This window comes from Streptomyces sp. HNM0645, from assembly GCF_030056615.1.
Taxonomy (GTDB): Bacteria; Actinomycetota; Actinomycetes; order Streptomycetales; family Streptomycetaceae; genus Streptomyces; species Streptomyces marianii.
In genome coordinates this window covers 81626-95797 of record NZ_JASHLT010000013.1, presented here as the reverse complement: position 1 = coordinate 95797, position 14172 = coordinate 81626, and the positions used below count along the sequence as shown (strand labels likewise).

Sequence of the window (14172 nt, the reverse complement as noted above, 5' to 3'; positions counted from 1 at the left end):
CTGCCCCGGCACCGGTCGGCGACCCGGCTGAAGCCGCGGACCGGTGCCGTCACCCGGCTCAGTCAGCCAGCGGCAGGTACACCCGGTTCCCCGAGGCTGCGAACTCCCTGGACTTCTGGAGCATGCCCTCGGCGATCTCCGTGTCCGACGCCGCCGGCCCGTCGCCGCCGAACTGCTCCGTGATGCTCCTGCTGATCTTCATCGAGCAGAACTTCGGACCGCACATGGAGCAGAAGTGCGCGGTCTTCGCCGGCTCGGCCGGCAGCGTCTCGTCGTGGAACTCCCGTGCCGTGTCCGGATCCAGGGCCAGGTTGAACTGGTCCTCCCAGCGGAACTCGAAGCGTGCGTCCGACAGCGCGTCGTCCCACTCCTGCGCGCCGGGGTGCCCCTTGGCGAGGTCCGCCGCATGAGCCGCGATCTTGTAGGTGATGACGCCCGTCTTGACGTCGTCCCTGTTCGGCAGCCCCAGGTGCTCCTTGGGGGTGACGTAGCAGAGCATCGCCGTCCCCCACCAGGCGATCATCGCGGCGCCGATACCGGAGGTGATGTGGTCGTAGGCGGGCGCCACATCGGTCGTCAGGGGGCCGAGCGTGTAGAACGGGGCCTCCTCGCAGATCTCCTGCTGGAGGTCGATGTTCTCCTTGATCTTGTGCATCGGGACGTGCCCCGGGCCCTCGATCATGGTCTGCACGTTGTGGCGCTTGGCGATCGAGTTGAGCTCCCCGAGCGTCCTCAACTCGGCGAACTGCGCCTCGTCGTTGGCGTCCGCGATGGAGCCGGGCCGCAGTCCGTCGCCGAGCGAGTAGGTGACGTCGTACGCGGCGAGGATCTCGCAGAGCTCCTCGAAGTTCTCGTACAGGAACGACTCCTTGTGGTGCGCGAGGCACCAGGCGGCCATGATCGAGCCGCCCCGGGAGACGATGCCGGTCTTGCGCCGGGCCGTGAGCGGCACGTACCGCAGCAGCACGCCGGCGTGGACCGTCATGTAGTCGACGCCCTGCTCCGCCTGCTCGATGACGGTGTCCTTGTAGATCTCCCAGGTCAGCTCCTCGGCGCGGCCGTCGACCTTCTCGAGCGCCTGGTACAGCGGCACGGTGCCGATCGGCACGGGGGAGTTGCGGAGCACCCACTCGCGCGTGGTGTGGATGTTGCGGCCGGTGGAGAGGTCCATGACCGTGTCCGCGCCCCACCGGGTGGCCCAGGTCATCTTCTCCACCTCCTCCTCGATGGAGGAGGTCACCGCCGAGTTCCCGATGTTGGCGTTGACCTTCACGAGGAACCGCTTGCCGATGATCATCGGTTCGGTCTCGGGGTGGTTGACGTTGGCGGGCAGGACGGCCCGACCCGCGGCGATCTCCTCGCGGACGACCTCCGGGGAGACGTTCTCCCGGATCGCCACGAACTCCATCTCCGGCGTGATCTCGCCGCGCCGGGCGTAGGCGAGCTGCGTCACCGCCTGCCCGCCGCGTCCCCTGCGGGGCTGGCGCGGGCGCCCGGGGAAGACCGCGTCGAGGTTGCGCAGACCGCCGCGCGGGGACGTGTGCTTGATGCCGTCGTCCTCGGGCCGCACGGGACGGCCGGCGTACTCCTCGGTGTCGCCGCGGCCGACGATCCAGTTCTCGCGCAACGGCGGCAGACCGCGGCGCACATCCGTGTCGGCGTGCGGATCGGTGTACGGACCGGACGTGTCGTACAGGGTCACGTCCTTGCCGTTGGTGAGGTGCACCTGGCGGACCGGCACCCGGATGTCGGGGCGCGAGCCCTCGACGTACCCCTTGTGCCAGCCGATGGACTTCCCCGCCCCGGACGTTCCGGAGGCAGGCGTGCGCGTGTCCGATGTGGTCATGAGACCTACTCCCTACGCCGGCATTACCCGGTAACAGGTTCGGCGGTCGGCGCAGCTGTCCCGTACGGTCGTACGGCGGGTCAGCGCCCTCTCAGCCCGGTGCTCCGAGCTCCCGCGTGTGCAAAGGTGCCACCACGCTAGCGCCCCGCCGGGCGTGCTGAACAGTGGGCCCCCATCCGTTCTTGCGATGATCTGTCGGTGACTTCCTCACAGCAGACGCCGGAACCGGACCACCGCGCGGGCGGTTCGCCGCACTCCCACGCCCATGCCCACGCCCACGGCCATGGGCCGGCCGCCCCCGTATCACGGCATCTGCGGCGTGTCATCGCCGCGGTCCTCATCCCGTTCGCCGCCGCGGTGGTGGTCGGCCTCGTCGCCCTCTGGCCGGGCGGCGCACCGGAGCACGAGCGCACGGGTGTCGGCTTCGACCGGCAGACGGAACAGGCCCGGGTGGTCCGGGTGCAGGAGGTCGACTGCTCCGAGGTGAACGCCGGGCAGGTGCCGCCGACGGGTGACACCACGACCCCAGAGGGCCGCGAAGCGGTCAACTCCCAGCAGCGAGAGTGCAAGAAGGCGACGGTCGAGATCACGTCCGGTAAGGACAAGGGGCGTACGTTCATCGAGATCGTCCAGCCGGACGCCTCGCGGCAGCTGAAGCAGGGCCAGGGCGTGGTCGTGTCGTACGCCCCCGACGCGCCACGCGATCTCCAGTACTCGGTGAGCGATGTGAACCGGGACTTCCCGATGATGCTGCTCGCCGGGATCTTCGCGGTCGTGGTCGTGCTGGTCGGCCGGCTGCGCGGGGTGATGGCGCTGATCGCGCTGGTGCTGAGCTTTGCCGTACTGACCCTGTTCATCCTGCCCGCGATCCTTCAGGGCTCGAATCCGCTGATCGTGGCCGTGGTCGGGGCCAGCGCGATCATGCTGATGGCGCTGTACCTCTGCCACGGTCTGAACGCCCGCACCTCGGTCGCGGTGCTGGGGACGCTGATCTCGCTGCTGCTGATCGGGCTGCTCGGCTCGGTGTTCATCGGCTGGGCGTCCCTGTCCGGAAACACCGACGACAACACCGGCCTGATCCACGGTCTGTATCCGAACATCGACATGTCCGGTCTGCTGCTGGCGGGAGTCATCATCGGTTCGCTCGGCGTGCTCGACGACGTCACGGTGACCCAGACCTCGGCCGTCTGGGAGCTGCACCAGGCGGATCCGGCCATGGGGCCGCGTGGCCTCTACAAGGCGGGCATCCGGATCGGCCGCGACCACATCGCCTCGGTGGTCAACACGCTCGTACTGGCCTATGCCGGCGCCTCGTTGCCGCTTCTCCTGCTGTTCTCGATCGCCCAGTCGGGGGTGGGCACGGTGGCGACCAGTGAGCTGGTGGCGGAGGAGATCGTCCGGACCCTCATCGGCTCGATCGGTCTGGTGGCGTCGGTGCCGGTGACCACGGCACTGGCCGCTCTGGTGGTCTCCGCCGACCGGCCCGGCGGCACGGTGACCGGCGTGGCCGCGGGAGCGGTGCGCAGCAGGGGCCGCCGCCGGCGGGCGAAGTAGCTCCGTCGCGCACGGCCGCGACGGGTGCTCGTGGTCGCAGGCGGGCGCTCGTGGTCGGCAGGCCGTCAGCCGGCGGCTTCCTCGGTGAGGATCCGGCCCAGGGCGGCCTCCAGGTTGTCCTCGAAGTCCCCGAGTGTGCGCTCCTGTCCCAGCGGAACCAGTTTGTCGGTCCGGTCGAGAAAGGCCACCAGGGGCGCGGCTCCGGCCCGGAACAGCGCCCGGTCGACGCCGACCTGGAGCCGGATGTGGACGTCGGACAGCCCCTCCGGCTCGGTCGGGGCGATGTGCACATCGCCGTCCCCGCTGGGGCCGTTGATCCCGTCCAGCAGCAGCTCCCGGCCGAACGCCCAGGTCACGGGGGCGTCCCCGGGCAGGTGGAACGTCATGCGCACCGCATAGGGGTCTCTCGTCTCGTACGTGAGCTCCACAGGGATCCGGAAGGAGAGCTCCTCGGAGACCAGGAAGCTCATCAGGACCTCTGCCTGAACCGACTCGCGCATCGTGTTAACCCCGCAGTGGATGAAGCACCTCGTGAAAACGGCCGGGAGGGTTTCCCCTGGGTCCGTACCGCCATCGTGCTGTAAGTGACCGATAGATCACAAGGAGTAGTTTTTCAGATACTGATAGAGAAGGCGAATGAACTGAGCAGGCTGCCCACGCCACTGCGTAGTTGTTCGACCGCCGGGACCAAACGATCTTCCTGGTGCACCGGAAGGGAAATCGCCATCGCTCCGGCCGTGGAGCCCACGGTGACGGGAATAGCCGCACAGACCGTTCCCAGGGCATATTCCTGTCGCTCGATCACCGGTTGCATCTGCCCCATCGCCCCGAGCCGTTCCAGCAGACTTCCCCGATTTCGCACCGTATAGGGCGTGATCCGGTCCACCGGATACCGGTCGAGATGATCCTTGCGGGCCCGTTCGTCGAGCTGGCCGAGCAGGCACTGACCGAGGGCGTGCGCATGGCCCGTCTCCCGGAAGTCCGCCCATTCCTCCACCGCGGGCGCGTACGGGGTGTCGGCCACGGCCACGAGTTCGATCTCTTCCTCCCGGTAGAGGGCGAAATAGACCGGTACGCCGATCGAGTCCCGCCAGTGCGCCAGGGATTCCTCGATCTTGGTGCGACGATTCTGCATCGCACCGCCCACCGCCAGCCGCACCGCGGCCTCACCGAAGACGAACACGCCCTTCTCGCGCCGCAGATAACCCTCATGAGCGAGGGTCCGCAGCAGGTGGTAGGCGGTGGGAAGGGGCAGGCCCGCCTCACGTGCGAGCTGCTTGGCCGGGGCTCCGTCGGCGTGGGAGGCCACGGCCTCCATGAGTCTCAGAGCCCTTTGCACCGAACCGATCAGGGTCGGAGCGGCGGGCGCAGTGGTGGTGGGCGCAGAGCTGGTAGCCAGTGCCGTGGCCAAAGGTCACCCCCAGGCATGGTGACGGGCGGACCGCCCGCGTGCAGGGGCCGCCCCCGCACGCCCGCCGCGCTCCCCCAGGGCCTGGGCTGCTCCTGAGACCGAATTCGGGAACTGTCCAGGAAGTCGCACGAACCACTGTTCACGGTGATCATCGACCGGGGATTCCCGGGGACGGCGGAGGATTGCCACTCTAATGGCAGCCTCCGACGGGCCGCGGGATCATCTGCGGCATTCCCCCGCGCGGGCTAACGGGCGTACGCACCTGCCGTTTTCCGCCCCGCGACACCCACCGCCCCGCGCTGCCCTCGCGCCTCCGGCGCGCTCTCCCCCGGCCGGTGACCGTACCGCCGGTCGCTTACCAGTCGCTCTTCGAGGACGACGAGCTCATGAACTTCCGCACGACGTAGACCAGTCCACCCACGATCGCCACGAAGAGCAGGACCTTGAAGAGCAGCCAGATCACAAAACCGACGAAACTCGCGATCATCCCGCCGAAGACGACAAGGGCGATCAGAGGGATGGCGACCCACTTCACCCACCAGGGCATCCCCGTCAGTATCTCCCGCACCGGCATCGTCCCTACCTCGCTTCCGTGAGTTCTCCTGCTGTCGATGCTAGAGGCGGGGCGGTGGTCCCCGGGGCGCCCGCGCCCCCCGAAGTCCCCTGAGCCTTCCCCTAGGGAAAACCGGGCCGGCCGGTCAGCTCTCGGGCGGAGAGAAGACGACGAGCACCCGGAGATCCTCGCTGATGTGGTGGAACTTGTGGGCCACTCCCGCCGGGACGTAGACGACGCTGCCCCGCCCCACCTGGGTCGTCTCCGTACCGACCGTGATCGAGGCACGGCCGCTGACGACGAAGTAGACCTCGTCCTGCCGGTGCGGCTGCTGCGGGTCCAGCTCCCCCGCGCCCAGCGCGTACAGCCCGACCGACATGTTCCGCTCACGCAGGAACTGCAGATACGCCCCGTCATTGGCGGCACGCTCCGCCTCGAGCTCGTCCAGCCGGAATGCCTTCATCGTCCGTCCGCCCCTGTCATCGGTCCGATCACGTCTGCCACGATCAGACACATGAAGAATTTCCTCGTCAAGACGATCGCGAACGCCGGGGCACTCGCCGTGGCGATCTGGCTGGTCCAGGACATCACGCTCACCGGCGACAGCACCGCGAAGAAGACCGTCACCCTGATCATCGTGGCCCTGCTCTTCGGCCTGGTGAACTTCTTCGTGAAGCCGATAGTCAGGCTGCTGACGCTTCCCCTGTTCATCCTCACGCTCGGCCTGATAACGCTGGTCGTCAACGCCCTGATGCTGCTGCTGACCTCGTGGCTGGCCGACGTCCTGGACCTGAACTTCCATGTGGAGGGTTTCTGGACGGCCGTGCTCGGCGGGCTGATCATCTCGATCGTGTCATGGGCGCTGAACGTGGTGCTCCCCGACGGCAAGGACTGACCGCACGATGCCCTTCTCCGTCTGTTTCGTCTGCACCGGCAACATCTGCCGGTCGCCGATGGCCGAGTCCGTGTTCCGGGCCCGCGTGGAGGACGCCGGACTCGACGGCCTCGTCGTCGTGGACAGCGCCGGCACGGGAGGCTGGCACGAGGGCGACGGCGCCGACACCCGCACCGTCGACGTCCTGCGGGACAACGGATACGCGTCCGGTCATGTCGCCCGGCGGTTCCTTCCCTCGTGGTTCTCCCGGCTGGATCTCGTGATCGCTCTCGACCGGGGTCATCTGCGGGAGCTGCGCCGACTGGCACCGACCGCGGCGGATGCCGCGAAGGTCCGGCTGCTGCGCTCGTACGACCCGGCCGCCGGTGACGACCTCGACGTCCCCGACCCCTACTACGGCGGGACGGACGGCTTCGAGGAATGTCTGGACATGGTGGAGGCCGCGAGCGGGGGACTGCTCGCCGCGGTGCGCGAGGCGGTGGAGGAGGCGGCGTGAGCACGGGTGAGGGAACGAGGGCGGTACGGGCCGGTCTGCCGGAGGCTCGGAAGTACGAACCGACGCTGCCGGGGCCGGTCTTCGCCGCCCACTACCACCTGCCCGGTGAACCGACGGGCCCGTACGCGTACGGGCGGGACTCCAATCCCACCTGGACGCTGCTGGAGCAGGCGATCGGGGAGCTGGAGGCACCCGGGGAGACCGGGGTCGAGACCGTCGCCTTCGCCTCGGGCATGGCCGCGGTCTCGGCCGTGCTGCTCTCCCAGGTCCGCGCGGGCGACGCGGTGGTGCTCCCGGACGACGGCTACCAGGCGCTGCCTCTGGTACGGGAGCAGTTGGAGGGTTACGGGGTCGAGGTGCGGACCGCGCCCACCGGCGGCGACGCCCAGCTCACCGCGCTGGACGGTGCGAAGCTGCTGTGGATCGAGACGCCCTCGAACCCGGGGCTCGACGTGTGCGACGTACGACGGCTCGCGGACGCCGCGCACGCCGGCGGCGCCCTCGTCGCGGTCGACAACACGCTCGCGACGCCGCTCGGCCAGCGCCCGCTGGCCCTCGGCGCCGACTTCGCGGTCGCCAGCGGCACCAAGGGCCTGACGGGCCACGGCGATCTGCTGCTCGGTTACGTCGTCTGCCGGAACCCCGCACTGGCCTCTCGGGTACGGCTCTGGCGCAAGGTCGTGGGCGCGATCCCGGGCCCCATGGAGGCGTGGCTGGCCCATCGCTCGCTGGCCACGCTCCAGCTCCGCTCCGACCGGCAGTGCGCGAACGCGCTGGCCCTCGCGCGGGCGCTGTCCGGGCGGGCGGAGGTCACCGGACTGCGCTACCCCGGGCTGCCCGAGGACCCCTCGCACGAGCTCGCCGCGGAGCAGATGCGCCGCTTCGGCTCGGTGGTCTCCTTCGAGCTGCCCGGCCGTGACCACGCAGAGCGCTTCCTCGCGGAGGCACGGCTCGTCGACGACGCCACCAGCTTCGGCGGTGTCCGCTCCAGCGCCGAGCGCAGGGGGCGGTGGGGCGGCGACGCCGTGGCGGAGGGCTTCATCCGCTTCTCGGCGGGCGTGGAGGACACGGACGACCTCGTCGCGGACGTGCTCCGGGCGCTGGACGCGGCGGAGGGCTGAGGCACGCACGCGGGGCGGCGGGTCAGCTGCCGCGGGCGCCGTCGGCCCGAGCGTCTTCCGGGCGGGTACGAAGGACGGTCCGAACCTCCCCCCTCATGGCTCGGACCGTCCCTCTTCCGCACGCGGTTCCCGGGCCGGTGACACGTGGCACCACGCACACTCCGCGCGTAGCGACGCATGCAGCGCCCTGAACCAGAAACCGCTCCAGCAAGGCTAGTTGACTCTGCGTCAGTGTCCAATCACAGGAGCGACAGAGAGGTATCGACTTATTTATAGTTGGACGATGGATCTGGCCCTGCTGCGCACATTCGTCACGGTGCACCGGGCCGGGTCGTTCACCCGCGCCGCCGCTCTGCTGGGACTATCCCAACCCGCGGTGACAAGCCAGATAAGGACCCTGGAACGACAGCTGGGGCGGCCGCTCTTCCTCCGGCAGGCGCGCGGGGTCACGCCCACGACCGTCGGCGACGAACTGGCCCACCGGACCGCCCCACATCTGGACGCGCTCGTCGAGATCGTGGAAGCGGGTCTGGACGACGAGTCCGGCGTACGCACCCTCCACCTCACCGGACCGCCCGAGTTCACCTCCGCGCGGGTACTGCCCGCACTGGCCCCGCTGGTATCGCAGGGACTGGCGCTGAGGGCGTCCTTCACGGGCAACGCCGAGGAGGCGCTCGAGGGCCTGGCGGCCGGGCACCACGAGCTCGCCGTGACCACGGCCCGGCCTCGCGGCGGGCTGCTCGCGTCGACCCCGCTCTGCGACGAGGAACACGTCCTGGTCGCCTCCCCGCGCTGGGCGGCCCGGCTGGGCGACGGAGTGCTGCTGCGCAAGGGTGCCGTCGTGCTGGAGCAGCTGCCGGTGGTCGAGGTCCACGAGTCCCTGCCGTTCGTCTCCCGCTACTGGTCCTCGGTCTTCGACAGCCGGCCGCCCGCCGTGGCCGCGGTCATCGCACCCGATCTGCGGGCCGCGCGGGAGTCGGCCGCCGCCGGGGCCGGGCTCGCCGTGCTGCCCCGCTATCTGTGCCGGGGCGACCTCGGCAGCGGCCGGCTGGTGGCGCTGCTGGAGCCTCCCGTTCCACCGCTGCGCACGTACTTCCTCGTCGTCCGGACCGGGACGCTCGCACTGCCGCACATCGCACGTGCGCACGAGGGACTGTTACGTGCCGCGGCCGCCTGGTGACGGCCGGCGACAGCAAGGGGGGCGGGAGTTTCAGAACAGGTGGCGTGGGCCACTCTCTGACCATGACCGAACGGCCAGTGGTCAAGCGCACCGCACGCGCCATCCTGCTCGACGGCGACGACCTCGTCCTGATCAAGCGCACCAAGCCGGGCATGGATCCGTACTGGGTCACTCCGGGCGGCGGGGTCGAGCCCGAGGACGCGACCGTCGTGGACGCCCTCCACCGTGAAGTGGACGAGGAGCTGGGCGCCAAGATCGTCGACGTGGTGCCCTGCTTCGTGGACACCGTCGAGCACATCGTGGACGGCGGCGTCTCGGGCGTGAAGGTGCAGCATTTCTTCGTCTGCCGTCTGGTGGCCATGGACGAGTCCCGGCGGCACGGCCCCGAGGTGGAGGACCCCTGCGGCGAGTACGAGATCGTCCGGGTGCCCTTCAGCCGCGTCGGCATCGCCGCCGTGCATCTCGTCCCGCTGTCCCTGCGGCACTACCTGGACGGCAACATCGAGGGGGTCCGGGCGATGCACGCACCCGACCTGGGCTGAGCACGGAGCCCCTCGGTCCGGGCCGTCCCGCGCCTTGCCCGACGGCCCTGGCGCCGGAGCCACATTCGCAACACGTCCTAGTCGGCGGCGGCGACGAGCTCTTCGAGCGAGTCGTGACGGATCCGCTCCGACGGGATACCGACGCCCCTGAGCGTGTCCACTCCGCTGCGGATCATCCCGACCGGGCCGGAGAGGAACGCGTCGTACTCGTTCCACGGCCCGTACTCGAGCACGGCGTCGGGCAACTGCGTCCTGCCGTCAACGATGGGCCGCACCTGGAGCCACGGATGGCTCTGCTGGAGCCGCAGCATCGTGTCGATGTCGTAGAGGTCGTGATCGCTGCGCGCCCCGTAGAACACCTCCACCGGACGGCGCTCACCGTGCTCGGCGACGTCCTCGACCAGCGCCTTGATGGGCGCGATACCGGTACCGCCGCCCAGGCAGAGCATCCCGTTGTCGGTGGTGTGGTCGACGACCATCGAGCCCGCCGGCGGGCCCAGCCGGAGCACATCGCCGGGCCGGGCGTGATGGACCAGGGCGTTGGAGACCCAGCCCGCCGGGACGGCCTTCACATGGAACGAGAGCAGTCCGTCGGAACGGGGCGCACCCGCGAAGGAGTAGTGCCGCCAGATCCTCGGCCACCACGGCGTCTCGAGGCTCGTGTACTGACCGGCCAAGAACGGGTACGGCTGGTCGGGTCGCACGGTGACGACCGCGATGTCCGGGGTTCTGAGGTCGTGGGACACCACCTCGGCGTGCCACCAGGCCGGCGCGTGCCGTTCGTTCTCAGCGGCAGAGTCGATCATGATCTGGGAGATGGTCGTGTAGGTCCTGACCCACGCGGCTTCGGTCTCCTCGCTCCAGGTCGTCGTCGCGTAGCGGGTCAGCGCCCCGATGAGCGCCTCGCCGACGGCCGGGTAGTGCGCGGGCCGGGTGCCGTACTTCCGGTGACCGCGGCCGAGGTGCTCGAGGTAGTCGACCAGTACGGGCGTGTTGTCCATGTGCTCGGCGGCGGTGAGCAGCGCCTTGAGGAGCCGGTCGCGCTGGGTGTCCATGGCGGCCGGGAAGAGGGACCGCAGATCGGGGTGGCGGACGAACAGCAGGGCGTAGAAGTAGGAAGTGACCTTGTCGGCGACCGGAGCGATCTCCTCCATGGTCCGCCGGATGAGGATCGCGTCGGGGGACGCCTTCTGGTCGGAGACTCCGGGGAACAGAACGGAGCCGGAGCCACCGGCTCCGGCGTCGGGGGTGGGGCCGGAGTGCGGTGCGTCGCCGCCGTGGGACGGGACTGCCTGGTGCGCGTGGTGGGGCGCGGAGCTCTGGTGAGGCGCAACGCCGCCGTGGGACGGGGCGTCATGCCCCGGAGGGCCGTGGTGGGGGTCGTTGTCTCCGTAGGGCGAAGAGGCGTCGTACGCGGCACCCGCGCCGTAGGGGGGCACGACCGGCGGCGCAGGCGACTCATGCGGCGCCGCGACCGGTGGCCGCCGGGCCTCGGGCGCGGTGCGTGTCTGGGGAATGGCGACTCCGCGCGGCGGGGTCCCGGCGGCCCGCTCGGCTCCCGTGCCGACGGGACGGATGGAGGCGACCGGCCGGCTGGGGGTGGCTATTCGCCCGTCGTCCGCCGATTCGGCTCCCCCGCGGGCAGAGCTCTCGGTGCCGCCAGGAGCCGGACTGCCTTCGGCAGGCTGCTTCCGGGGGGTGAACCAGCCTCCCCCGCCCCTCGCGCCGTTCTCACCGGAGGTCCCGTTGTCGGCCGACGTGGTGGTCGGAGCGTCCATTGTGTGCCTCGCCTCGAACATCTCTCGGTCGGTCTGCGCACCTCCGCTGGTTCGGAAGGCGCCTCGATATCCCCGCTCTGCTCTCAATGACTCGTGCCCGCCCACATTAGCCTTCGCGATTATGGGATTCGGGCGAGTGGGACCGGATGGTGACGTTGCCCGCAGCGCTCGTCGTCGCAGCATGCCAGCTCCCGCCCGGCAGCGGACAAAGAGCGGAAAGTCCGGGTATCCCCACCCGCTTTCCCGTTAGGCTGCATCGCACCCATGTCCGTTTACGCGGCCACGACTCGGGTCTCGGTGGGTATGTCCCCGCACCCGAAACCAGCAAGGGAATCCCACCGGTTCGCGTGCCCCCAGTAGTTCTCATCCCGTCCGGTGCGGTGTGGCGAGCCGCCCGGACAGATGATGGTCCGCATTCACCGCGTCCGCAACGGTCGCCACGGCAAAGATCTGCGCATCGGACAGCGAATCGGCAGGGGCGACAGGGACCGTTCAGCCATCATCCCGATCTCTGCACAGAGCTCCTTCGCGACCTTCACCACTTCGTAGCACGAGAATGCAGGACGGTACGACCGGCTCCGTGAACGGAATGGCCGACGGAGATGAACCCCGACGACGCGCGCACTCCGGTTGGGCAATGTCCGGGCGAAGGAATCCCGCTCGCGATGAGGAGCGAGGCCGGCACGCCCGGCCACTCCCCTCGTCGGACGTGAAGAGCGACCCGGCCTCGACACGGTGTTTCACGTGAAACCGCTCAAACGCCCGACTCGGCGGACCCTCCCCGGCAACGACCGCGCCCACCGCCTCTCGCTCCGACCCGGTGTGGATGCCGTAGCCGCCCCGGCCGCCACGGGGCTGCCGGTGACCGATGCCACCGGCCTGCTGGCCGCGTTGTCGTCTCACTGCCGGGCCACTTCCCCGAAAGCGGTGGACGGAAGATCACTGCGTCGGACAGCCTGGCCTCATGCCAACTCCGTTCACCGAGCTCCCCGTCCGGCGTCTGACCACTGCGGACCTGCGCTCCTGCGCGAATCTCTCGGAGGACCGGGGATGGCCGCGCGAGGAGCACAAATGGGGTCTCCTGCTCACGGCGGGCACGGGGTACGGCATCGACGACACCGAAACCGGAGGGCTCGTGGCGGGGTGTGTGGTGACGTCGTACGGTCCGGGGCTCTCCGCCCTCGGCATGGTGCTCGTGGCCGAACGGTACGCCCGGCAGGGTGTCGGGCGACGTCTGATGAGGCACGTACTCGCCGAGACCGGTGAGACCCCCCTGACCCTGCACGCCACGCCGAACGGACAGCCGCTCTACGAAGAACTGGGCTTCACCCACGCGGGCCGCGCCGAGATGGTCCGCGGCCGCTTCCGTCTCTCCGGTCCGGCGCCCCGGGCCGTGACCCGGGCGGCCACGGCGGAGGATCTCCCCGCGATCCTCCGTCTGGACGCCGAGGTGTTCGGGGTGGACCGGACACATGTGCTCGCCCGGCTGCCCGCCTTCGCCGACCAGTTGAGGGTTGCTGAAGCCGACGGTGTCCTCACGGGCTTCGCGGCCGCATGGCCGAACATGGAGACCCAGGTCGTCGGCCCGCTGATCGCACGGGACACGGACACCGCCAAGGCCCTGATCACCTCGCTGGCCGCGGAGACGGAGCGTCCGCTCCGCACGAACATCGATGTGCGACATGAGGAACTGCTCACCTGGGTGAAGGCGAGCGGCATCGAGCCGATCGCCTTCAACGCCGTGATGCTCCGCGGCGCTTCCGCTCTTCCGGGCGACTGGACCCGCCGATTCGCGCCACTGACCGTCGCGGCGGGTTGAGTCCGAGCGGGTCGACCCGCGGTTCCGCCCGGGATCGGTTCCGCCGAGGATGGGACCCAGCGGGCCAGAACCTCCTGCGCATTGCCGCCGACCATCCCCAGTCCGAAGAGAACGAGCAGCCAGGTCACGGAGGCATCGGCGAATCCGGCGACCTCGGTCATCATCGGTGTGATGTAGGTGATGGCGGCGAACACGCCCCCGAAACCGAGCACGGTCATCGCCATGGCCAGCAGCACCTGGACATTGTGGAAGGCCGCCATCTCGTGTCGCAGCCGTACGCCTTCGGGCCCGGGCTGCTCCGGAACGAGCCTGGCGATGCCGGCGAGCCCCAGCACACCGAGCCCGGCCACGATCAGGAACGTGGCTCGCCAGCCGATGCTCTGCCCGATGAAGGTGCCCAGAGGGACGCCGACGACATTGGCGACGGTCAGGCCGGTGAACATCATCGCGATCGCCCCGGCCTTCTTCTCCGGGGCCACCAGGTCGGCCGCGACGACCGAGCCGATACCGAAGAAGGCTCCATGGGCGAGCGAGGCCACCACACGGCCGGCGAGCATGACGCCGAAGACGGGAGCGACGGCCGAGAGCACGTTGCCCGCGATGAAGAGCCCCATCAGCAGCATCAGCATCCTCTTGCGGGACACCTTGGTGCCGAGCACGGTCATCAGGGGCGCGCCCAGCACCACGCCGAGGGCGTACCCGGTCACCAGGAAGCCGGCGGTGGGAATCGAGACCTGGTAGTCGTTCGCGACCTCGGGCAGCAAGCCCGTGATCACGAACTCGGTGGTTCCGATACCGAATGCCCCGATGGCGAGGGCGAGAAGGGCGAGAGGCATGGGGGGCACCTTCTCAAGTGTTTGCGCGCGCTCTTTACATGCGTCAACAATAATTGTTGAGTTATTTAATTGCAGGAGCGGGCTATTGCATTGGTCGTCTACCCTTGGAGTCGCGTCACTCCGCAGGGGCCGAGGCCAGGC

13 protein-coding genes and 1 pseudogene are annotated in these 14172 nt (G+C 69.5%); 7 read left to right on the top strand and 7 right to left on the bottom strand.

The genetic code is table 11. The features are described from left to right. Nucleotides 1–58 precede the first annotated feature (58 nt). Nucleotides 59–1846, bottom strand: coding sequence for a phosphomethylpyrimidine synthase ThiC (gene thiC / locus QMZ92_RS10660; RefSeq protein ID WP_283296998.1), 1788 nt, complete (start codon nucleotides 1844–1846; stop codon nucleotides 59–61). Between the two features lie 198 nt (nucleotides 1847–2044). Between thiC and QMZ92_RS10655 the strand changes: the two genes are divergently transcribed. After that, nucleotides 2045–3400: a YibE/F family protein gene (locus tag QMZ92_RS10655; protein WP_283296997.1), complete on the top strand. Its 1356-nt coding sequence runs from the start codon at nucleotides 2045–2047 to the stop codon at nucleotides 3398–3400. Nucleotides 3401–3465: 65 nt separating this feature from the next. Here QMZ92_RS10655 and QMZ92_RS10650 read toward each other — a convergent pair whose 3' ends face one another. The 4 genes from QMZ92_RS10650 to QMZ92_RS10635 all read right to left on the bottom strand — a co-directional run bounded on the left by QMZ92_RS10650 (nucleotide 3466) and on the right by QMZ92_RS10635 (nucleotide 5827). Next, the gene (locus QMZ92_RS10650) at nucleotides 3466–3900 is read right to left on the bottom strand and encodes an SsgA family sporulation/cell division regulator (protein WP_283296996.1); all 435 of its coding nucleotides are present in this window, start codon (nucleotides 3898–3900) and stop codon (nucleotides 3466–3468) included. Nucleotides 3901–4013: 113 nt separating this feature from the next. After that, nucleotides 4014–4751 (bottom strand): IclR family transcriptional regulator, encoded by a 738-nt coding sequence (locus QMZ92_RS10645; protein ID WP_283297037.1) that lies wholly within the window; start codon nucleotides 4749–4751, stop codon nucleotides 4014–4016. Nucleotides 4752–5166: 415 nt separating this feature from the next. After that, nucleotides 5167–5379: a DUF5326 family protein gene (locus QMZ92_RS10640; RefSeq protein ID WP_283296995.1), complete on the bottom strand. Its 213-nt coding sequence runs from the start codon at nucleotides 5377–5379 to the stop codon at nucleotides 5167–5169. A gap of 130 nt (nucleotides 5380–5509) precedes the next feature. Then, nucleotides 5510–5827: a cupin domain-containing protein gene (locus QMZ92_RS10635; RefSeq protein WP_283296994.1), complete on the bottom strand. Its 318-nt coding sequence runs from the start codon at nucleotides 5825–5827 to the stop codon at nucleotides 5510–5512. A gap of 51 nt (nucleotides 5828–5878) precedes the next feature. Here QMZ92_RS10635 and QMZ92_RS10630 point away from each other — a divergent pair, with 51 nt between their 5' ends. The 5 genes from QMZ92_RS10630 (at nucleotide 5879) to QMZ92_RS10610 (ending at nucleotide 9598) form a co-directional block, all read left to right on the top strand. Continuing rightward, nucleotides 5879–6259 (top strand): phage holin family protein, encoded by a 381-nt coding sequence (locus tag QMZ92_RS10630; RefSeq protein WP_138054233.1) that lies wholly within the window; start codon nucleotides 5879–5881, stop codon nucleotides 6257–6259. 7 nt (nucleotides 6260–6266) lie between these two features. After that, the gene (locus QMZ92_RS10625; RefSeq protein WP_283296993.1) at nucleotides 6267–6755 is read left to right on the top strand and encodes a low molecular weight protein-tyrosine-phosphatase; all 489 of its coding nucleotides are present in this window, start codon (nucleotides 6267–6269) and stop codon (nucleotides 6753–6755) included. Next, a complete protein-coding gene (locus QMZ92_RS10620) occupies nucleotides 6752–7876 on the top strand; it encodes a cystathionine gamma-lyase (RefSeq protein WP_283296992.1) in 1125 nt (374 codons plus the stop codon). Before QMZ92_RS10625 ends, QMZ92_RS10620 begins: the two co-directional genes overlap by 4 nt. Nucleotides 7877–8159: 283 nt before the next feature. Beyond that, nucleotides 8160–9056, top strand: a complete 897-nt coding sequence (locus QMZ92_RS10615) for a LysR family transcriptional regulator (RefSeq protein ID WP_283296991.1) — start codon at nucleotides 8160–8162, stop codon at nucleotides 9054–9056. Nucleotides 9057–9118: 62 nt separating this feature from the next. Then, nucleotides 9119–9598: an NUDIX domain-containing protein gene (locus tag QMZ92_RS10610; RefSeq protein ID WP_138054229.1), complete on the top strand. Its 480-nt coding sequence runs from the start codon at nucleotides 9119–9121 to the stop codon at nucleotides 9596–9598. A gap of 77 nt (nucleotides 9599–9675) precedes the next feature. Here QMZ92_RS10610 and QMZ92_RS10605 read toward each other — a convergent pair whose 3' ends face one another. Continuing rightward, nucleotides 9676–11397, bottom strand: a complete 1722-nt coding sequence (locus QMZ92_RS10605) for a globin domain-containing protein (protein WP_502962030.1) — start codon at nucleotides 11395–11397, stop codon at nucleotides 9676–9678. Between the two features lie 943 nt (nucleotides 11398–12340). Between QMZ92_RS10605 and QMZ92_RS10600 the strand changes: the two genes are divergently transcribed. Next, nucleotides 12341–13195 carry a GNAT family N-acetyltransferase gene (locus QMZ92_RS10600; protein WP_283297036.1) on the top strand — a complete coding sequence of 285 codons (855 nt, stop codon included), beginning with the start codon at nucleotides 12341–12343 and terminating at the stop codon, nucleotides 13193–13195. A gap of 80 nt (nucleotides 13196–13275) precedes the next feature. Here the strand turns inward: QMZ92_RS10600 and QMZ92_RS10595 are convergent. Beyond that, nucleotides 13276–14031, bottom strand: a pseudogene (locus QMZ92_RS10595) (MFS transporter); the annotation flags it as partial. Nucleotides 14032–14172 lie beyond the last annotated feature (141 nt).